Origin of the sequence: Mesorhizobium sp. M0904 (assembly GCF_040319475.1) — a bacterium.
Taxonomy (GTDB): Bacteria; Pseudomonadota; Alphaproteobacteria; order Rhizobiales; family Rhizobiaceae; genus Mesorhizobium.
In genome coordinates this window covers 25,201-44,668 of the sequence record NZ_JAMYOC010000021.1, presented here as the reverse complement: position 1 = coordinate 44,668, position 19,468 = coordinate 25,201, and the positions used below count along the sequence as shown (strand labels likewise).

The 19,468-nt window shown below is 59.2% G+C and carries 15 protein-coding genes and 4 pseudogenes; 16 read left to right on the top strand and 3 right to left on the bottom strand.

Features of this window, described 5'->3' with window-relative positions:
* Positions 1-25 precede the first annotated feature (25 nt).
* Positions 26-1,798 (bottom strand): nif-specific transcriptional activator NifA, encoded by a 1,773-nt coding sequence (gene nifA, locus NKH80_RS21725; protein WP_352993376.1) that lies wholly within the window; start codon positions 1,796-1,798, stop codon positions 26-28.
* Positions 1,799-2,795: 997 nt separating this feature from the next.
* On the opposite strand from nifA, the gene NKH80_RS21720 reads away from it, so the two are divergent.
* The 3 genes and pseudogenes from NKH80_RS21720 to NKH80_RS30145 all read left to right on the top strand — a co-directional run.
* Entirely contained in the window at positions 2,796-4,124 is a 1,329-nt protein-coding gene (locus NKH80_RS21720) for a dicarboxylate/amino acid:cation symporter (protein WP_352615322.1), read from the top strand.
* 302 nt (positions 4,125-4,426) lie between these two features.
* Positions 4,427-5,458, top strand: coding sequence for a LacI family DNA-binding transcriptional regulator (locus tag NKH80_RS21715; RefSeq protein ID WP_352542066.1), 1,032 nt, complete (start codon positions 4,427-4,429; stop codon positions 5,456-5,458).
* Positions 5,459-5,903: 445 nt separating this feature from the next.
* A pseudogene (locus NKH80_RS30145) lies at positions 5,904-6,141 on the top strand (IS1634 family transposase); the annotation flags it as partial.
* A gap of 116 nt (positions 6,142-6,257) precedes the next feature.
* Here NKH80_RS30145 and NKH80_RS21710 read toward each other — a convergent pair.
* Positions 6,258-7,187, bottom strand: a complete 930-nt coding sequence (locus NKH80_RS21710) for a LysR family transcriptional regulator (protein WP_352494956.1) — start codon at positions 7,185-7,187, stop codon at positions 6,258-6,260.
* A gap of 266 nt (positions 7,188-7,453) precedes the next feature.
* Between NKH80_RS21710 and NKH80_RS21705 the strand changes: the two genes are divergently transcribed.
* The 9 genes and pseudogenes from NKH80_RS21705 to NKH80_RS21665 all read left to right on the top strand — a co-directional run.
* Complete coding sequence (locus tag NKH80_RS21705; protein WP_352483781.1) at positions 7,454-8,047, top strand: NodA family N-acyltransferase; 594 nt, start codon at positions 7,454-7,456, stop codon at positions 8,045-8,047.
* The gene (nodB, locus tag NKH80_RS21700; RefSeq protein WP_352457035.1) at positions 8,044-8,703 is read left to right on the top strand and encodes a chitooligosaccharide deacetylase NodB; all 660 of its coding nucleotides are present in this window, start codon (positions 8,044-8,046) and stop codon (positions 8,701-8,703) included. Before NKH80_RS21705 ends, nodB begins: the two co-directional genes overlap by 4 nt.
* Before the next feature lie 14 nt (positions 8,704-8,717).
* Positions 8,718-10,043 (top strand): chitooligosaccharide synthase NodC, encoded by a 1,326-nt coding sequence (nodC, locus tag NKH80_RS21695; protein WP_352609807.1) that lies wholly within the window; start codon positions 8,718-8,720, stop codon positions 10,041-10,043.
* A gap of 80 nt (positions 10,044-10,123) precedes the next feature.
* Positions 10,124-10,720 (top strand): nodulation methyltransferase NodS, encoded by a 597-nt coding sequence (nodS, locus tag NKH80_RS21690; RefSeq protein WP_352517092.1) that lies wholly within the window; start codon positions 10,124-10,126, stop codon positions 10,718-10,720.
* A gap of 35 nt (positions 10,721-10,755) precedes the next feature.
* Positions 10,756-11,001 (top strand): annotated as a pseudogene (locus NKH80_RS21685) (carbamoyltransferase N-terminal domain-containing protein); the annotation flags it as partial.
* Between the two features lie 43 nt (positions 11,002-11,044).
* Positions 11,045-11,956: a nodulation factor ABC transporter ATP-binding protein NodI gene (gene nodI / locus NKH80_RS21680; protein WP_023719311.1), complete on the top strand. Its 912-nt coding sequence runs from the start codon at positions 11,045-11,047 to the stop codon at positions 11,954-11,956.
* A gap of 3 nt (positions 11,957-11,959) precedes the next feature.
* Positions 11,960-12,748 (top strand): ABC transporter permease, encoded by a 789-nt coding sequence (locus NKH80_RS21675; RefSeq protein WP_352483783.1) that lies wholly within the window; start codon positions 11,960-11,962, stop codon positions 12,746-12,748.
* A gap of 67 nt (positions 12,749-12,815) precedes the next feature.
* The gene (locus NKH80_RS21670; protein WP_352687762.1) at positions 12,816-13,778 is read left to right on the top strand and encodes a LysR family transcriptional regulator; all 963 of its coding nucleotides are present in this window, start codon (positions 12,816-12,818) and stop codon (positions 13,776-13,778) included.
* 8 nt (positions 13,779-13,786) lie between these two features.
* A pseudogene (locus NKH80_RS21665) lies at positions 13,787-14,048 on the top strand (hypothetical protein); the annotation flags it as partial.
* 29 nt (positions 14,049-14,077) lie between these two features.
* Here NKH80_RS21665 and NKH80_RS21660 read toward each other — a convergent pair.
* Positions 14,078-14,233, bottom strand: a pseudogene (locus NKH80_RS21660) (hypothetical protein); the annotation flags it as partial.
* Between the two features lie 35 nt (positions 14,234-14,268).
* On the opposite strand from NKH80_RS21660, the gene NKH80_RS21655 reads away from it, so the two are divergent.
* The 4 genes from NKH80_RS21655 to NKH80_RS21640 all read left to right on the top strand — a co-directional run bounded on the left by NKH80_RS21655 (position 14,269) and on the right by NKH80_RS21640 (position 19,202).
* Positions 14,269-14,478: a hypothetical protein gene (locus tag NKH80_RS21655; protein ID WP_352753583.1), complete on the top strand. Its 210-nt coding sequence runs from the start codon at positions 14,269-14,271 to the stop codon at positions 14,476-14,478.
* A gap of 471 nt (positions 14,479-14,949) precedes the next feature.
* Positions 14,950-15,741, top strand: coding sequence for a calcium-binding protein (locus NKH80_RS21650; RefSeq protein ID WP_352483785.1), 792 nt, complete (start codon positions 14,950-14,952; stop codon positions 15,739-15,741).
* A gap of 397 nt (positions 15,742-16,138) precedes the next feature.
* Complete coding sequence (locus tag NKH80_RS21645) at positions 16,139-17,911, top strand: type I secretion system permease/ATPase (RefSeq protein WP_352503904.1); 1,773 nt, start codon at positions 16,139-16,141, stop codon at positions 17,909-17,911.
* The gene (locus NKH80_RS21640; protein ID WP_352993373.1) at positions 17,889-19,202 is read left to right on the top strand and encodes an HlyD family type I secretion periplasmic adaptor subunit; all 1,314 of its coding nucleotides are present in this window, start codon (positions 17,889-17,891) and stop codon (positions 19,200-19,202) included. Before NKH80_RS21645 ends, NKH80_RS21640 begins: the two co-directional genes overlap by 23 nt.
* Positions 19,203-19,468: the final 266 nt, after the last annotated feature.

Here is a 19,468-nt window from a genome sequence, read left to right as displayed (position 1 = left end):
CAGCTAATCCGCCTGAGTCATGCTTTCACAGACGCTTGACCTCGATGCCGTATTTCCTCAGCACGTAGCCAATCTGGCGCGGGGTCAGTCCAAGCAGGCGCGCCGCCTTTGCCTGCACCCAGCCACATCTTTCCATGGCAGCAATGACGCGCTCGGCGTCGGTGGTCCTCGCGCCCAATGAGTGGGTTGCTCCGGCAGGCGGGACTGTGGTGGCGGCCGAACGAGCGGCCGCATCCGGAGGCGTGGCCGGATTCACTGCCTCTGGCAGGATTGGCGCTGGTTGCAGCGCGGCCTTGCCCGATCTGCTCTTCCGCAGCGCCTCGGCAAAGCATTGGTCGTGGGAGCACGCAAAGTCGTTTCTCCCGATTGATCGTCCCTCCGCCAGGATCGCTGTCCGGTGCACGCAATTTTCAAGCTCGCGAATGTTGCCGGGAAATTCACATTTCATCAGTACTTCAATCGCACGCGGATCGAAGGTCAGCGTACGGCCGTTCTCATCGTTGAAATTCTTGAGAAACTCAGCTGCGAGGAGCGGAATATCGCTGCGCCTTTGGCGTAATGCCGGCACCAGCAAGGGAACCACGTTGATGCGATAATATAGGTCGGCGCGGAACTCATTCCTTGCAACCGCCTCTTCAAGGTTCCTGTTCGTGGCGGCAATCACGCGAACGTCGACCTTGATGGTCTGGTTGCTGCCGACGCGCTCAAACTCCTGCTCCTGCAGCACGCGCAGTAGCTTTGCCTGGAAGGAGGCCGAGATCTCGCCGATCTCATCCAGAAACAACGTCCCCTTGTCGGCGAGCTCAAAGCGACCCTTGCGGGAATTGAACGCGCTTGTGAAGGCACCCTTCTCATGACCGAACAATTCGGATTCCAGGACTGTCTCTGGCAGCGCTGCACAATTGAGTTTGATGAAGGGCCGCTTGGCGCGCGGCGACAACTCGTGAATTGCCTTGGCGACCAGCTCCTTCCCGGTACCGGATTCGCCTCGCAACAGAACCGTGGTCTTTGCCTTAGCTACAACTGCGATCTTCTCGAGCAGCGCGCTTAGCGCCGGACTATCGCCAATCATTCCCTTGACGTGAACCTTCTTGCGCTGCGGTGCAGGGTGCTTGACATCAGAGAATTGCGTTTGCAGCCCATCTTCCACCTCCGTCGGTCGTTCGCGGTCGCCCGCGGAGAAGCGGTGCAACTTGACTGTCTGTCCCACCATGTTGGCTATCATGGTGAGCAGCCGGACATCATAATCGAGCCGATACGTTGACCTGCTGTCCAAGGCGCGGTCGATAGTCAGCGTGCCTACGGCGTTCCCATCAACACGAATGGGAACGCCGATGAAGGACACGGTGTCGGAGGCCCCAAGCACCTCTATGTCAGCGGCAGTGAAGGCCGAATGCACCGCTATGTTCTCGACGACGAGCGGCGTGTCCGTCGTCACAATCAGATCGATTGCCTTGCGCGGCAGGCGCATCCGGGAGCGCTCATCGCTGTTCTCGTCGCAGCCGGTGACTACGGTGATGTCCAGTACGCCCTCAGCGTCGAAGAGAGCGATGATGCCGTGCCGCATCTGCACAAACGAGGGCAGGAGATCGACGACCTTGGCCAACGTGACTTCGAGCCGGGCGGGGTCGGTGAGTACTTTCGATATTTCGAAGATGCCGGTAAGCGCGTGCTCGTGCGATGGCACAAAAGGGACCGCGGTGTTCATCTCGGACTTTGGGTAAGCCCTTTTCGCATCCGGAAGCGAAATGCGGCACTCGCTGGCATTTTGTTCTGATTTGGGAATGTTGTGGTGCATATGATCCTCGATCTCGCGCCATGAAATGCATGCCGGCGGCATGTGCGCCCGCGACGTCGCGGGCAAGCGCGAAAATGCTCTGACGTGAACTCGTGCCACCGCCGTGTGGTCGAGTGCAAAGCGGGTCGACCCCTGACGCATCGCTTGGCTCTCCCTCCACGAAGCTTGGCCACGTTCTCGGCTTGCACGGGGGCAACCACACGTTGATTTTCAAAAGACTGGAGCGAGGCGGGATAGTCAATCGAGCTTTCTTTCATTCGTGAAAGGAAACCTCGCGGCCTATGATAGAATTCATCAGTTCTAATTTTTGTCGGCGATGTTGAACGACAGAAATACGGCGCCGGCGATGCGGTGCCCGAGCGGCTGACCGCGCCGAGTTGCCGGGCCGTGCCAGTCACCAGCGCCTGCGAACCAGGGGCGGGAGCGATAATCACTGCCGACGACACTGGTCGGTCGCGGCAACCGCCATTTCCTCGATATTGATGACACAGATAAGGCGGCGGCGTCGCGTGTGAAGGCGCGAAGGTGGCGGTCGAGCGCGGCTTTCTCGGCGGTGCTCGGAACTTCTGAACCGCATCGTCGCGGTCAGCACCAGCGGCGTCAATCCCTACGTCTCGACGTCGCTTTCAAGCTGTCGCTGCAGCGGGAGCGCGGCAAAGAACACGGCAATTCTGCGCCCTCGTGCCAGCGATGCGGCCCTTCCCAAAGTCGGCAAACCGAGGAGCCCGCCACGATGTGCAGCAAAACCGCAAGCCAGAGAGATCGACCGGCAATCTGCCGGAGAACATCAAGCGCGTGCTGGACGGCGGCCTTGTCATTCCTGTCTTGTGCCACCGCTCATCCCATCATTGGCGAGCCCAACGTCAGTTCAGGTGATGCGGATCCATTTGGCATGGGTATTGCGGCGGCCTTGGTGCAGCGTTCGACCGGAGCGCCGCGATAGGGAGAAGCCCGGGAGAAGTCACGCCACCTCGATCCGGTCAGGGAGAGAGAAACAGTGTCAGCTGCACAAGTCCGCGGCGCGAGTCCCGCGCCCCGCAAACCCTTCTATGCCAAGCTTTACGCGCAGGTGCTTGCCGCCATCGCCCTCGGCGTCGCAATTGGCTATTTCTATCCGGGGACCGGCGAGAGCCTGAAGCCGCTGGGTGATGCCTTCATCAAGCTGGTCAAGATGATCATCGCGCCTGTCATCTTCCTGACAATTGCGACCGGCATTGCCGGCATGAACGATCTTCACAAGGTCGGCCGGGTCGCCGGCAAGGCAATGGTCTATTTCCTCACCTTCTCGACGCTGGCGCTGATCGTCGGCCTCATCGTCGCCAATGTCGTCCAGCCTGGCGCCGGCCTCAACATCGATCCGGCCTCGCTCGATGTCCAGGCCGTGAATACCTATGCCGCAAAGGCTCACGAGCAGTCGGTCACCGGCTTCCTGATGAACATCATCCCGCCAACGATAGTCGGCGCCTTCGCGGAAGGCGACATCCTGCAGGTGCTGTTCTTCTCGGTTCTGTTCGGCATGGCGCTCGCGATGGCCGGAGAGACGGGCAAGCCTGTCGTTTCCTTCCTTCAGGCGCTCATCGCGCCTGTCTTCAAGCTCGTCGGCATTCTGATGAAAGCCGCGCCGATCGGCGCTTTCGGCGCAATGGCCTTCACCATCGGCAGATATGGCATCGGTTCGGTCGTCAACCTCGCGATGCTGGTCGCGACGTTTTATTTCACCGCCTTCCTCTTCGTGTTCGGGGTTCTCGGCGCGGTCTGCCGCTACAACGGCTTTTCGATCTGTTCTCTCATTCGCTACATCAAGGAAGAGCTGCTGCTTGTCCTCGCAACGTCCTCCTCGGAGGCCGCGCTCCCCTCGCTCATGCAGAAGATGGAGAAGGCGGGCGCCAGGCGTTCGGTTGTGGGTCTCGTCATCCCGGCCGGATATTCGTTCAATCTGGACGGCACGAATATCTACATGACCCTGGCGGCCCTCTTCATCGCGCAGGCGACGAACACCGATCTGTCAATCGGCGATCAGGTGCTGCTGCTGCTCGTTGCGATGCTTTCCTCCAAGGGCGCTGCAGGTGTGACAGGTGCGGGCTTCATCACCCTGGCTGCTACGCTCGCCGTAGTTCCGAGTGTTCCCGTTGCTGGGATGGCCCTGATACTCGGCATCGACCGCTTCATGTCCGAATGCCGGGCGTTGACGAATTGCGTTGGTAACGCAGTGGCATCCCTCGTCGTCGCCCGCTGGGAAGGAGAATTGGACCAAGCGCAGATGAAAGCCGCCTTCTGCGGTCATCAGCTTGCCGAGGCATCAAACCGGCTATCCTCCGCCGAGTAAGGGCGACGCACCGCGACCGGTTTCGCCAAGCTGGTCACATGACCTGAACGATCGACTCGCAGGCTCTAAACGGCGCCTCACGGACCATGTATCAGAAGCGCTAAATGTGTGAGTGCAAATCATCGCCGCCCTAAGCGAATGAACCTTCCGTTATACCCGGCCGGTCTACGTCTGGAGTAGTCCAATACGCTGTCGATCATTCAGTATGCGGGCGTCTTCACTTTGCCCACCCGAAAGCATTGTCGAATCGCGCTAGGTGACAGAGAGCCAGCCTGCGTCAAAAACCAATCAGAATAGGACCCATGACCAAGCGCCCCACAATTACCGATCTCGCCCGCGAAGCCCGAGTCAGCGTAGCAACGGTCGATCGGGTTCTGAACGCCCGCCATCCGGTGCGCGAGGAGACCGCGCGGCGGGTCCACGACGCCGCCCACGCGATCGGCTATCATGCTGCCGGGCTCATCAAGCAGCGCTTGCGGCGAGACCTACCGTGCTACCGTCTGGGCTTCATCTTGAGAAAACCGGCCCAGCATTTCTACCAAGACTTTGCGCGCGAGGTCGAAGCGTCGGTCAATTTGGCCCAGTCCTTCCACGGCATTCCGCTCATCCAATTCGCCCCGTCACATATGCCGAACGACCTAATCGCACCGCTCAAGGATTTGGGCGCACGCTGCCATGCGATCGCGATGGTGGCACCGGACCACCCAAAAATTACAGCAGCGGTTGAGGACCTCAAGGCCAAAGGCATTCCGGTTTTCTCGCTGCTTTCCGACTTCGCCGCCGGCGTGCGACAGGGCTATATCGGCCTCAACAACCGCAAGGTGGGGCGCACGGCCGCTTGGATGGTGTCCAAGGTCGCAAAACGGCCCGGCAAGGTGGCGGTGTTTGTCGGTAGCCATCGTTTCCAGGGGCACGAGCTCCGTGACGTCGGCTTTCGCTCCTATTGCCGTGAGAACGCGCCGACGTTCGAGGTGCTCGATCCGCTTGTGAACCTGGAGAAACGGCAGGTCACCTACGAGGCAACGCTTGATCTCATGCAGCGGGAACCCGAGCTCGTCGGCTTCTATGTCGCCGGCGGCGGCATGGAGGGCGCCATCTCCGCGGTCCGGGAAGAGGGTAAAAGTCGCGATCTCGTCGCGATCGTGAATGAAATCACGCCGGAATCTCGGGCGGCACTCGCTGATAACATCATCACGATGGCGGTCGCCACGCCAATGCGCCGGCTTTCCCAGGAGCTGATAACGCTGATGACGCGGGCTATCGAGACCGGCACTGCTGAAACACCAGGACAGACATTTCTGCCGTTCGACATCCATCTGCCGGAAAATATATGAAACTGATGGCTTCTATCGTAAGCGGGGAGTTTCCTTTCATGAATGAGAGAAAGTTGATTGATTATCCCATCCACGCGGGGTAGCCGCACCCCACAGGCCTCAGCCGCGGCCCAGGATGAAGCGCCGATTGGGTGAACGGATCGGCCGCGCGTTCAGCCCGAAGCGCGAGGTAAATTGCCTACATCCGCAGCGTCGACCTCGACCGGCTTCATTGCCAACATCTCGACGTTGTCGGTGCAGGGCGGTGTCGTCAAGGATGCCTCACGCCAGTAGCCGAGCGAGGCCGGCACAGTCCATTGGTATCGACCTCGTCGACCGCCATCTCCTCGCCTGGCCGCGTGAAAAGCCGCGGCATGGCCGGCAAAGTTGGCATTTGAGTGGGGCTAAACACCTTCTGGGACTTCGCACGCGAAATCGGAGGCGGCAGTCAATTCAGTACCAACCCGGACATGTGTTCTGCTCGTTCCTGGCCCTCGTACTCAGCAAGGAACTGCGCCGCTCTGCCGGGCCAAAGGCCTGACGCCCGAATGGCAACCGCTCCTACGCGATCGCGACCGCCTCCAGGAAGCCACCATCGAAAAGGATGCTCGCGTCGTCACCACCACGTCACGGCCAAAGTGGGCAACGTTTTGAAGGCAGCTGGCATCGCTCTGCCACACAACCTGGACGAACAACTCGCCTGAGATCACCCCCAAAACGTAGTGGTAACACGCGCCGGAGCGCGCCTAACATGCTGATTAATGACATATTCTTGCGGGCGGTGTTTAACTGCCAGGTCGGATGGTCGTGCCCGAGACGCTCAATAGCTTTCAGGCAAAGGCGCCAGGCGAGATGCCTCCTGCAACATCATTTCCCGCATCCACAGGCTTGCCGGATCAGTGTTGTGAAGCGCAGGCCATTGGACGGCCTCCGTGAATGCGGGATGAGGAAGTGGCGGCGGAAGTCCGACAATCCGCAGGGGTGTTGTTTTTGCGAAATGCTGCGCCAGCCGTAAGGGCATGGTCCCGATGCGGTTGGTGCCTGATAGGACGGGCGCGATCAGGCTAAAGCCCTGTACGACGACCTCGATACGTCTCTCGAAACCGTGCTCGAGCAAATACCACTCCTCCATGGTGGGCTGCCGGGTGTGCCTGAATTTGAGCACGACATGCCCCATCGACAAGTATCGCTCGAATGTAAGTGGCTCTGACAGCTGCTTGTTCGTGCCGCAGCCTACGCATACGAGCATATCTTCGAACAGGGCTGCGCGAGGATGTTTCGACATGAACACTTCCGGCATAATCAGAAAATCAACGTCGCCGCGCCGGAGAAGCTCCTCGGGGTCGTCGCAAATAGGCAGACATTCGAAGCGGACGGCGGGAGCTTCCCGCGCAGTACGCTCTACGATCCTCTTAAAAAGCACGAGCGTGAGGTAATCGGAAAGCATGATTCGGAAGAGACGATCCGATTGGGCTGGGTTAAAGGCGTCGGAGGAAATAATCGATAGCTGGATGTGCAGCAATGCGTCCCGGACTGCTGGGGCAAGCCCCTCCGCGCGCGGTGTCAAAATGAGCTCGCGGCCGTTCATCGTAAATAGCTCATTGCTGAAGTAGGCGCGTAACCGAGCGACGGCGGCGCTCATGGCCGGCTGGCTCAGGTTAATACTGTTGGCCGCGGCAGTGACTTTACGCTCCCTGATCAGAGCGTCCAGCACGACGAGGAGATTCAGATCCAGCCCCTTAAACCGCATATCCTGATCTATCCAGCGTGTGGATGGGCATCATCTAAACAATCAATTTTACGAATTTACGAACCATGCATTAGAGGAACGTAAATGACCGACGTCAAGCTCAAATCGACGGCGCCGCGACGGGCGGGAACATCGAGAGAGCTCATTGGCGAGCCCCACCGGCTGGCTCACCTTCGCTAACGACAACGGTTGAGTGCAGCCAACAACGCCGCCGCTTTGGCCGGGTAATGCGGCCCGCAAGAAACTATTTTGAAGAGAGGTCCTGAATGCGCCCTCAGGTGCAGTGGAAATTGTGCTGGGAAAACGAGTTGCAGCTCTCGGACCACGTCGAGCTCGCCCAGTTCTTTCGTAATACCTACGGGCCGACTGGGGCGTCCAACGCAGAACCGTTCGAAGGTAGTCGAAGCTGGGCCGGAGCCAGGCCTGAACTCCGCGCAATCGCCTATGATTCGAACGGTGTAGCGGCTCACATGGGCATACTGCGCCGTTTCATCAAGGTTGACGCGGTCGATCTGTTGGTGGCTGAGCTGGGCCTGTACGGGGTACGTCCGGATCTTGAGAGTCTCGGAATCGCCCATTCAATCCATGTCGTGCTTCCAATACTGCAGGAGCTTGGCGTTCCATTCGCTTTCGGAACCGTCCGGCACGCGCTGCGGAATCATGTTGAGAGGTTCGGGCGGCGATACAGCCCTTTGGCCGTCTTGTCGGGAATTCGCGTGCGCTCCACCCGACCAGAGGCGCGCCTCGACCTGCCGCCCACACGCATTGATGACGCACTCACCATTGTTCTGCCAGTTGGACGGCCGATCAGCGAATGGCCCACGGGCACGATGATCGATCGGAACGGACCAGAGCTATGAGCCGTCCCGATTGCTTGTACGAAGTGCGCCGTGAGTGCTCTGACGGCACCGGCCGTCGCAGCGTTTATCTGACGTTTGACGACGGTCCCAATCCACTTTTCACACCGGAGATTCTGGATGTGCTGGCAGAGCAGCGGGTGCCGGCCACTTTCTTCGTCATCGGCGCCTACGCCTTAGAGCACCCGGATCTAATCCAACGAATGTTTGCAGAAGGGCACGAGCTAGGCAACCACACGATGACTCATCCGGATCTGTACAAATGCGGCTTCGGCGAAGTGCAACGTGAGATCTTTGAAGCGAACGGCGCCATCATGAGGGCGTGCCCTCAGGCCTCGGTGCGCTATATTCGCGCGCCCTACGGCGCCTGGAGCGAAGAAGTCTTCACAGCGTCACAGATCGCCGGGCTGACGGCCCTCCATTGGTCCGTCGACCCTCGAGATTGGTCTCGCCCTGGGGTCGACGCGATTATCGATACCGTGCTCGCCTCTGTCCGGCCGGGCGCAATCGTACTCTTGCACGACGGATGCCCTCCCGGCGAGTTGAGCCAGGGCGCTCACGCCGGTCTGCGCGACCAGACGGTCACGGCGCTGTCCCGTCTGATTCCAGCACTTCATGAGCGCGGATTTGTAATCCGCTCACTTCCTCAACATCACTGAACAAACGAGATCCCATGACTCTTCTTGGTACAACCAGCACTGTGGCCATTTCGCTTTATGCACTGCTCTCGACTGCTTATAAGAGCATGCAGGGGATTTATGCTCTGCCGACAAACGACTCATCGGCGTTGGAGGATCTCGTCGGCTCCGATCAACTGCCCAGCGTGGATGTCATCGTCCCCTGCTTCAACGAGGATCCGCGCACGCTTTCAGAGTGCCTGGCTTCCATTGCAGACCAAGAATACGCCGGAAGACTTCGGGTCTATGTGGTTGATGACGGTTCTGGAAATCGCGAAGCCGTACGAACTGTCCACGAAACCTACGCGCGCGACCCTAGGTTCGACATCATTTTGCTTCCCGAGAATGTTGGAAAGCGCAAGGCGCAGATCGCCGCGATACGCCGCTCATCCGGGGATTTGGTGCTTAACGTTGATTCAGACACGATACTCGCGTCCGACGTCATCACCAAGCTTGTACCGAAGATGCGAGATCCAGCGGTCGGCGCAGTCATGGGTCAGTTGATTGCCAGTAACCGGAGCGAGAGCTGGCTGACAAGGCTGATAGACATGGAGTACTGGCTGGCTTGCAACGAGGAGCGCGCGGCACAGGCTCGCTTCGGTGCCGTTATGTGCTGTTGCGGCCCATGTGCCATGTACCGCCGGTCTGCGCTCCTTTTGTTACTGGACCAGTACGAGTCGCAATTTTTTCGGGGCAAGCCAAGCGACTTCGGGGAGGATCGCCATCTCACTATCCTCATGCTGAAAGCAGGCTTTCGAACCGAGTACGTTCCGGGCGCCATCGCGGCCACAGTCGTTCCGAACAGACTCGGACCGTATCTGCGCCAACAACTCCGTTGGGCACGAAGCACATTCCGGGACACGCTGCTTGGGCTGCGCTTGCTGCCCGGCCTCAATAGCTATCTCACGTTGGACGTGGTCGGACAGAATCTCGGGCCGCTACTCCTCGCCCTATCGGTACTAACGGGCCTCGCACATTTCGCACTGACAGGCACTGTGCCTTGGTGGACAGGACTGATGATTGTGTCCATGACCATGCTCCGATGCAGCGTGGTAGCATTTCGTGCTCGACAGTTTCGATTTCTGGGCTTTTCCCTGCACACGTTCATCAACATCTTTCTCTTACTTCCCTTGAAGGCCTACGCGCTGTGTACATTGAGCAATAGCGATTGGCTGTCGCGAAGCTCTGCTGTCGCTACATCGAACACTGGGGGAAAACAGGCCCCCACCCAAACTCCGATCACTGGATCAAGCAGGGCAGAATTCTCACCGCATGCGGCTCCGCTTCGCAGGCTCAATCTTGCGCGGATTCTTCGGGATTAGCGCTGTCGAGCAACATCTGCGGCGACGAGTGATCGCTAATTACCTAGGTGGACGAGAGGTGGACGAGTTTGACCCAGAACATGAATCATCAGTTGCTCGATCGGGAATTGGCCGCAGACGATCCGTGGCGCCTCGACGGCAATCCGTTCGAGCGGGAGCGCCACACGCAAATGCTCCAGCTGGCGCTTGCCCAAGGCTCCATTACAAATGCCCTCGAAGTCGGGTGCGCTGCCGGCGCATTCACGGAAAAACTAGCCCCCTACTGCCAAGGGCTCACCGTCATCGATGTCGTGGCGCAAGCGATAGCTCGAGCACGTCAACGGATAAAGAAGCCGCCGCGCATCAACTGGATAGTCTCCGATGTTCAACAGTTTTCGACCGACGAGTTGTTTGACCTGATCGTTGTGGCGGAGGTCCTATACTACCTCGAAGACATAGCCGAGATGCGCGCGGCCGTCAAAAACCTGGTGCGGGTGCTTGCGCCAGGCGGGCATCTGATCTTCGGATCGGCAAGGGATGCTAATTGCCGTCGCTGGGGTCACGCCGCTGGTGCTGAGCCGGTCATCGCCATGCTGAACGAAACGTTGATCGAGGTAGAGCGTCTTGAGTGTCGGGGCGAGTCGGTCAACGAAGACTGCTTGCTCGTCCGTTTCCGGAACCCGCTTTCCGCTTCCTGATCAATCGAATCTATCGCCGTTAACGTGGAGACACTATGCGCATCTGTGGTACCAAGCTGACCCATGATGGGGCGATCGCCCTTGTCGAGGATGGACGGCTCGTCTTCTGCGTTGAGCAGGAAAAGCGGCACAACAATCCGCGTTATCAAACCATCGATAATCTCGACGCAATTGTCGCCGCTTTGGCGGAACAGGGGCTAAATCCTTGTGATGTCGATCAGTTCGTTATCGACGGCTGGGATGGCGAAGACGAGTCACAGTTTCAGGTCCGGCAGGCAACCAAGCAACCGCCAGTCTTGGCGTCCCTCTCGGTAAAATGAACCCATGTCCATGGTAGCGATCGATCTTACTGACGTAAGCAAAACTTATGACAAGCTCGTTGTCGACAGACTGTCGTTCCGCGTTGCGGCGGGGGAATGCTTCGGGCTCTTGGGACCGAACGGTGCGGGCAAAAGCACGATTGCGCGTATGGTCCTCGGCATGACATCGCCTGATGCGGGGAAGATTACTGTGCTCGGCGCTCCAGTGCCGGCGCGCGCGCGTTTGGCACGTATGCGCATCGGCGTGGTCCCGCAGTTCGACAATCTTGATACCGCGTTCACTGTACGCGAGAACCTGTTGGTGTTCGGGCGCTACTTCCGGATGAGCAGACGCCAGATCGAAGCGGTCATACCGTCGCTGCTTGAGTTCGCCCGCCTCGAGAACAAAGCGGATGCGCGCGTCGCCGAACTGTCCGGCGGCATGAAGCGGCGCCTGACGCTCGCGCGTGCGCTGATCAATGACCCGCACTTGCTGGTGATGGACGAGCCGACCACCGGCCTCGATCCGCAGGCCCGCCACCTGATCTGGGAACGGCTGCGATCGCTGCTGGCGCGGGGCAAGACTATTCTTTTGACTACCCATTTCATGGAAGAGGCCGAGCGGCTGTGCGATCGGCTGTGCGTTATGGAGGAGGGGCGCAAGATCGCCGAAGGCCGCCCGTCCGCACTCATTGACGAGCAGATCGGCTGTGACGTGGTCGAGGTCTACGGCGGCAATCCGCATGAACTGGGTGCGCTGATCCGGCCGTACGCACAGCGCATCGAGGTGAGCGGTGAGACGCTTTTTTGCTATGCACCCGATCCGGAGCAGGTGCTGGTGCAGCTACGCGGGCGCGCCGGTCTGCGCCTTCTGCAGCGTCCCCCCAATCTCGAGGATGTGTTCTTGCGGCTAACCGGGCGCGAGATGGAGGACTGAACAATGGGCGAACGTTATGCGGCGGCCATGCCCGCCAATGCGTGGAATTGGGTCGCGGTTTGGCGCCGCAACTATCTTGGATGGAAGAAAATCGGGCTTGCATCGGTTCTCGGCAACCTCGCCGATCCGATGATCTATCTGTTCGGTCTCGGCTTTGGCATCGGAACAATGATAGGTCCTGTTGAGGGCACTTCGTACATTGCGTTTCTCGCGGCTGGCATGGTTGCCACAAGCGCGATGGCATCGGCGACTGCTGAAACGGTTTACGGGAGTTTCGGCCGCATGGACAACCAGCGCACCTGGGAAGGAATGCTATGCACTCAGCTGACGCTCGGCGATATCTTACTCGGCGAATTGGCGTGGGCAGCCACCAAGGCCCTGATGGCGGGCACAGCAATCACTATTGTTGCCACCACGCTCGGCTACACATCGTGGCCATCCATCCTCTGCTTGCTGCCAGTCATCGCTCTCAGTGGCCTCGCCTTCGCGAGTCTAGCGATGGTCGTCACGGCGCTTGCGCCCAGTTATGAATATTTCATATTTTATAATACGCTTGTTGTAACACCCATGCTGTTCCTTTGCGGCGCGATGTTTCCGGTCAACCAATTGCCCGGCGCTTTTCAGGACGTCGCCTCCTTGTTGCCGCTCGCACATGCAATTGACCTCATTCGTCCGGCGATGCTTGGCCGTCCGGCCGGCAGCATGGGCCTGCATATCGGCGCGCTTTGCATATACACGGTTTTGCCGTTCTTCCTATCGGTTGCTCTATTTCGTCGTCGGCTGATGCGTTGACGCTACTTACCATTCGTAAAATTGATTCTTTGGGCGATACCCATCCACGCGTCGGATAGGTCAATACATGCGTTTTAAGGGACTCGATCTAAATCTCCTGGTTGTGCTGGACGCTTTGATCAGGGAGCGTAAAGTCACCGCCGCGGCCCGCAGTATTAACCTGAGTCAGCCGGCCATGAGCGCCGCCGTCGGTCGGTTACGCGCCTATTTCAGCGATGAGCTATTTACGATGAACGGCCGCGAACTCATTTTGACACCGCGCGCGGAGGGGCTCGCCACAGCAGTCCGGGAGGCATTGCTGCACATCCAGCTGTCGATTATTTCCTGGGACGCCTTTAACCCGGCCCGATCGGATCGTCGCTTCCGCATCATCCTTTCCGATTACCTCACACTCGTATTTTTTAAGAAGATCGTAAAGCGTGCTGCGCGGGAAGCTCCCGCCGTCCGCTTCGAATGTCTGCTTATTTCCGACGACCCCGAGGAGCTTCTCCGGCGCGGCGACGTTGATTTTCTGATTATGCCGGAAGTGTTCATGTCGAAACATCCTCGCGCAGCCCTGTTCGAAGATATACTCGTATGCGTAGGCTGCGGCACGAACAAGCAGCTGTCAGAGCCACTTACATTCGACCGATACTTGTCGATGGGGCAGGTTGTGCTTAAATTCGGGGACACCCGGCAGCCCTCCATCGAGGAATGGTATTTGCTCGAGAACGGTTTCGAGAGACGTATCGAGGTCGTCGTACAGGGCTTTAGCATGATCCCGCCCCTTCTATCAGGCACCAACCGCATCGGGACAATGCCCTTACGGCTGGCGCAGCATTTCGCAAAAACAACACCCCTGCGGATTGTCGAACTTCCGCCGCCACTTCCTGCCGCATTCACGGAGGCCGTCCAATGGCCTGCGTTTCACAATAATGATCCGGCAAGCCTATGGATGCGGGAAATGATGTTGCAGGAGGCATCTCGTATGATTACCCCGCCTAAGAGCACCGGACGTCTCAGTTGTCGGCCGACGACCCCTCGGTTATGAGAGGAGGCATGGATGGCGATTGGGATTGGGCGATTCCTGCATTGTCGAGAACGATGCAGGGAGAGCAGATCCTTCACCTGAAGAGGTGGCAGCGATGCTGCCGCTGCATGAGCTTGGCTGGGGAACCGACGGGCGAACGAATTCGGGTGCGCTCGCAACACGGTGCCTCGGTATCTAAGCGAGGGCGGGACTGTTCCGTTTCGCAAGCCTGTGCGGCCGACCGCGTTTGACGGACTGGACGATTGGCTGCGGGAGCGCTTCTTCCGCCATGGCTCGGGCTGGATGACGATCTCGACCCGCTCCAGATGCGCCGGGAACGCCTTGCGCGGTCGCGCAGCACGTCGCGGCTCGCCTGTCGGTCTTGCGGCCTCGAGCTCGGACTCAATCGCGCCGAGCCCGGTCTGGATTTCGAAGGCGAAGGCCTGCTGGGCACGTTCGAGCTTCTCGGAGCTGCGACCGAAGCGGCGCGCTCCAGCTGCTTGACGATCCCATGAAGGTCGGCGATCCTCTCCTGGGCACGCTCGTTGAGTGTCGCCATCCGGACGATCTCGGCCTTGAGTGTTTCGCTCCGGAGTTGTTGCAGTTCGGCCTTCTCCGCCGCCATGGCGACGAACATCGCCTTGAGCGGATCGATTTCGTGGGGACGGGCCGAAGCGCTTCTCGTCATGACGCCGACAGGAGCTTATTTTGCACGGCCTGAGGCCCGCCTTTTGCGCCTGAGTCACTTCGCCACGGCCTATCCGGCCGACGTCGGGCGCCGTCTCCGTCCGGCTCAAACGCGCCAGTCCATGCCTTCGACGAGCGCCATCAGTTCGGCGCGGCAAGCCGGATCACGCCGTTCTCCACCCGCGGCCAGCGGAACTTGTCCTCGTCCAGCGCTTACGGTGCGGGTATGCCGGCGTCGAGTAACAGAGAGAAGTTTGGGGCCCAACCAGGACGGCCCCGTTACGAAGTTCGTCCTAGTCCCGGTTTCAGTGTCGAATCTTCATCGATTGCTTGGGCGACCAGCGTCCCCGCCGCCAGCGAGCCCGCAACTGCTCAGCAGAAGGGCGAAGTGAACGTGAATGCATCCATTTCGTAAATGTGTGTCTATCCAAGCAATCGATTTCTCTAATTATCCGATGAGCAATATGAACGCGTCAGGCAGGGTGCATCATTAGGAGTATTTTCGATGGCAAAGATTATCGAGGGTGGCCCGGGTGCCGAAACACTCATCGGCACCGAGCTTGACGATTGGATGGAGGGTTTCCAGGGCGGTGACTGGATTGACGGTCGTGGCGGCAACGACGAGATCTCGGGTGGCCCGGACAGTGACCGACTCATCGGCGGCAAGGGTAACGACCGCATCTTCGGCGGAGATGGCTGGGACGATCTCTCCGGCGACAACGGCCGCTTCAACCCGCGCGTCTCCGGTGAGGACAATGACAGGCTCAGCGGCGGTCCCGGCCAGGATGTCCTCTACGTGGGTGACGGCCAGGACACGTTGACCGGGGGCACCGACAGTGACACGTTCGTGTTCCAGTTCCACAATCCGGTGCCTGGGGTTGTCGGGTCGAAGTCGGACATTACCACTATCACCGATTTCAACCCGGCGGAGGACAAGTTCGCCTTCGATGCGGTGGGCCTCTACAATGACGGTTTTGGCGCGAACTTCGTCAACAACGCCAGCATACAGTCCGGCTACCCGGTGAGCAGCTTCTACAGTGGTGCGGCCTCAGGTGCGAACGGCGAACACGTCGTGGTAATCACTGGCGAATCTTTCAACTCTGCTTCTGAAGCCGCGAGTGCGATCTCCGGCGAGCACGCCGGCGACATCATTGTCTACCAAAGCAGCTACACCGACAGAGTCGCAACTCTGGCCTATGTCACCGCCGACAACAACGCGCATGAATTCGTCCACCTGGGCGGTGTGGTCACCGTGGCCGACCTAGGCCTGACCGCGTCGGACTTCACCTTCGTTTGATCCAGAAAACCCATACGGAACAGCGCCCCGCCCCCCGGGGGCGGGCGCTTTCCGTTTCCGCTACTTGCGATGGGCCGGGGCGCCCGGGAGCAGTCGCAGCGTGTACAGCTTGACGAAGCCCTGCACGTCGCGCTGGTCGTACACCGAAATCTCCCTGAAGGCGTGGAGGCGGAAGCCTGTTCGGGCCCTTTGCGGCCGGCCACGATGACGTTGCCCTTCCAAACCTTCAGCCGGACGGTGTTGTTGTTGACCCGCTCCATTAGATGCCGAACCAAACACATTCGGCGGGAGCACTGATCCTGAATCAGCGCGCGGATGCAGTCGGTTGCCGCTCGGGGAGCAATATAGGGAGCTGGGTCGCCAGATCCTCACGGAGACCTACGTGAGTAACCATTCCTTGAAGGATTCAGCTTTGAGACCTTTCCCTCTGAGTTCCGCTATTTGGGGAATTCTGTTGATCAGCGGCGTGGTCAACGTGCTTGCGCTGATCTCGCCGCTGTTCATGCTTCAGGTCTACGACCGCGTTCTGGCAAGTGGCAGCGTATCGACGCTAGTGGGGCTCGTCGTGCTTGCTGCAGGGCTTTATGCGTTCCAATGCCTGCTCGACGTTTTGCGCGCCCGCGTGCTGCTGCGGATTGGCGAGCGTTTCGATGAACAGTTTTCCGGACGCGTTCACGATGCGATCGTTCGCCTTCCGCTTTTAACGCGCATGCCGGGCGACGGCTTGCAGCCGCTTCGCGATCTCGACAATATTCGCGGATTCTTAGGTGGAAACGGTCCGACAGCGTTCTTCGATCTGCCATGGATGCTGCTTTATCTTGCCATTTGCTTCCTCTTTCATTTCTGGATCGGCATGACGGCCCTTATCGGGGCGATCGGTCTCACATCTCTGACACTTCTTGCCAACACTCTCTCGCAACAACCGATACGCGATACCATTGCCCACAACATGGCACGAAATGGTCTACTGCAAGCAGCGCGTTGCAATGCCGAGGTCGTGCAAGCTCTCGGTCTCGGAAGGCGGATCGCTGCCCGATGGCACACGGCCAATGCCAAGTATCTGGCCGCCAGCCGGAAAGCCGGGGACGTGGCAGGTGGGCTGGGTGCCATTTCAAAGTCGCTGCGCGTGCTGCTGCAATCGGCCATTCTTGCCGTCGGCGCGTACCTTGTGATCAGGCAGGAGGCTACGGCCGGGGTCATGATTGCAAGTTCGATCATGATGGGGCGTGCGCTGGCTCCGGTCGATCTGGCCATTTCAAGCTGGAAACCCTTCCTCATGGCGCGCCAGGGTTGGGCGCGGCTGGAGGACCTCCTGGGAAAGGTTCCTGAAACCGCTCCTGTTATGCCAATGCCTGCACCTGAACGCGAACTCCGCCTCGAAGGCGTGACAATCGTTCCGCCCGGCGAAAGGAAGCCGACCGTGACCGGCCTTGCGTTTGCCGTTCAGGCGGGAAGCGCACTCGGGATCATCGGTGCATCGGGTTCGGGCAAGTCGACACTCTCGCGCGCCATCGTCGGCGCATGGACGCCGGTCGCCGGAAAGGTTCGCATCGACAGCGCAAGCCTCGATCAATGGGACCGGGAAGCGCTAGGCCGTCATATCGGCTATTTGCCGCAAGGTGTTGAACTGTTCGACGGCACCATTGCCGAAAACATCGCTCGTTTTGAAGATAATCCTGACCCTGAGGCTATTGTCACCGCGGCGAAAGCAGCGGGCACGCACGAACTGATCCTCCGATTTGAGCACGGCTACGAAACTCCGATTGGTGAGGCCGGATCGGCACTTTCCGCCGGGCAGCGCCAGCGTATCGGTCTTGCCCGTGCTCTTTATCGAGACCCTTTCCTTGTTGTGCTGGATGAACCCAATGCCAATCTCGATGCGGAAGGCGAGGCTGCGGTCGTCAAGGCGATCGCCTCCGTGCGCGGGCGCAAGGGCATTGCGGTTGTCGTCGCCCATCGGCCGAGCGCCATCCGCGCCGTGGATTTTGTGTTGGTCATGGAAGGTGGACGGCAGCGAGCATTCGGTGCGCGTGATGAAGCGCTTTCCAAAGTCTTGAAGAGGGCAGCGATGGCACCAGGCGCTGGCGTCAAGGCCATCGAGTCTACGCAGGATAACGTGGGAGAGCGCGCTGACATGGAGGGTCCCGGTGGCCGGCATTCATCAGAATAATGACGTTTCCAGCTCCATTCGCCGGCACCTGGTGGCGGGCCTTCTGGCGAGCGTGATCTTTGTTGGAGGAGCCGGAGCCTGGGCGGCCTTCACGAATCTCTCCGGTGCGGTTGTCGCGTCCGGACACTTTGTCGTCGATTCCTATGTGAAGAAGGTGCAGCACCCGACCGGCGGGGTGGTGGGAGAAATCCTGGTGAGCGAAGGTGATAAAGTAAAAGCCGGCGACATCCTCATGCGGCTCGACGCCACCCAGACGCGCGCCACTCTCGCTGTAGTCACCAAGCGGCTCGATGAGCTGGCCGCCAACCTGGCACGACTCGAAGCTGAGCGTGACGATCTGGCGGAGATCGCCTTCCCGGACTGGCTGCTCGCCCGCAGAGATGTTCCGGACGTAGCTTCGGCAGTACATGGCGAGACGCGGCTGTTCGAATTCCGCAGACAATCCCGCGACGGAAGGCAGGCGCAGCTAGCGGAACGCATCACTCAATATGAGCACGAGATCGAGGGGCTCAAGGCGCAGGAAATCGCTTGTGAGAAAAGCACCGAGATCCTCCAAAAGGAAATTGCTGCCCTGAGTGGGCTGCGCGAACAAGGCATTGTCTCGGACCAACGCTTGAACAGTCTGAAGACGCAGGTTGCCACTTTCGGCGGCGAACGCGGTGAGAAGATTGCACATCAGGCACAGACGGCAGCCCGCATAGCCGAAACGCGCCTGCAGATCCTGCAGATCGATCCGGATTTCAAGACGGAAGTCGGCCAGGAGCTCAGAGAGGTTCAGGCGCAGGTTGGGGAGTATGTTGAGCGCAAGGTGGCGGCTGAACAGGAACTGCGACGGATCGATATTGTCGCGCCGCAGTCAGGCGCCATTCAACAACTCGCAGTTCATACGGTCGGAGGAGTGATCACGCCCGCCGATCCGATTATGCTAATCGTGCCGGAAGGCGACGATCTTGCGCTTGAAGCACGAATCACCCCGAAGGACATCGACCAAATCCAGCTTGGTCACAAGGCCGTGCTGCGGATGTCAGCCTTCAATCTGAGGACCACGCCGGTATTGAACGGATATGTCAGCCGGATCGCAGCCGATCTGGCGACGGACGAAAAAAACGGCGTTTCGTATTACCTGGTGCGTCTGTCGGTTCCGCATGCGGAACTGACGAAGCTCAAGGACCTGACGCTCGTGCCCGGCATGCCGGCCGAAGCGATGATCCAGACGGGCGAGCGTACGGCGCTTTCTTATTTTGTGAAGCCGCTGTCGGACCAAATCAGTCGCGCATTCCATGAGGAATGAAAGTAACCACAGAAACATTTTGTTGGTATTCTTGTTGGTTGTTACGCATGCATGAGAGTCATAACCGTCTGAAAACACAGCCATACTTTCCTCAGTTGGATTCCGCCTCTGACTCAGATTCGTGGTTCCACGGTCATTTTGCCCTTCCAAGTCGCCGACCATTCAGTTCTTGGCCTCGAGCGCATTAAGATACCCATCATCGTACACAAAGGCTGGAAAAGAGTCCGGTGTCTTGAGCGATCCTGAGGTCTGGAGACCTAGGGTGA

What these genes read in the sequence shown, in the direction of transcription:
- nifA (WP_352993376.1), bottom strand. Translation starts at nt 1,798, where the DNA reads ATGCACCACAACATTCCCAAATCAGAACAAAATGCCAGCGAGTGCCGC.
- nodC (WP_352609807.1), top strand. Translation starts at nt 8,718, where the DNA reads ATGACTCTTCTTGGTACAACCAGCACTGTGGCCATTTCGCTTTATGCA.
- nodI (WP_023719311.1), top strand. Translation starts at nt 11,045, where the DNA reads ATGTCCATGGTAGCGATCGATCTTACTGACGTAAGCAAAACTTATGAC.
- NKH80_RS21705 (WP_352483781.1), top strand. Translation starts at nt 7,454, where the DNA reads ATGCGCCCTCAGGTGCAGTGGAAATTGTGCTGGGAAAACGAGTTGCAG.
- NKH80_RS21650 (WP_352483785.1), top strand. Translation starts at nt 14,950, where the DNA reads ATGGCAAAGATTATCGAGGGTGGCCCGGGTGCCGAAACACTCATCGGC.
- nodB (WP_352457035.1), top strand. Translation starts at nt 8,044, where the DNA reads ATGAGCCGTCCCGATTGCTTGTACGAAGTGCGCCGTGAGTGCTCTGAC.
- NKH80_RS21715 (WP_352542066.1), top strand. Translation starts at nt 4,427, where the DNA reads ATGACCAAGCGCCCCACAATTACCGATCTCGCCCGCGAAGCCCGAGTC.
- NKH80_RS21670 (WP_352687762.1), top strand. Translation starts at nt 12,816, where the DNA reads ATGCGTTTTAAGGGACTCGATCTAAATCTCCTGGTTGTGCTGGACGCT.
- nodS (WP_352517092.1), top strand. Translation starts at nt 10,124, where the DNA reads ATGAATCATCAGTTGCTCGATCGGGAATTGGCCGCAGACGATCCGTGG.
- NKH80_RS21710 (WP_352494956.1), bottom strand. Translation starts at nt 7,187, where the DNA reads ATGCGGTTTAAGGGGCTGGATCTGAATCTCCTCGTCGTGCTGGACGCT.
- NKH80_RS21675 (WP_352483783.1), top strand. Translation starts at nt 11,960, where the DNA reads ATGGGCGAACGTTATGCGGCGGCCATGCCCGCCAATGCGTGGAATTGG.
- NKH80_RS21655 (WP_352753583.1), top strand. Translation starts at nt 14,269, where the DNA reads ATGAAGGTCGGCGATCCTCTCCTGGGCACGCTCGTTGAGTGTCGCCAT.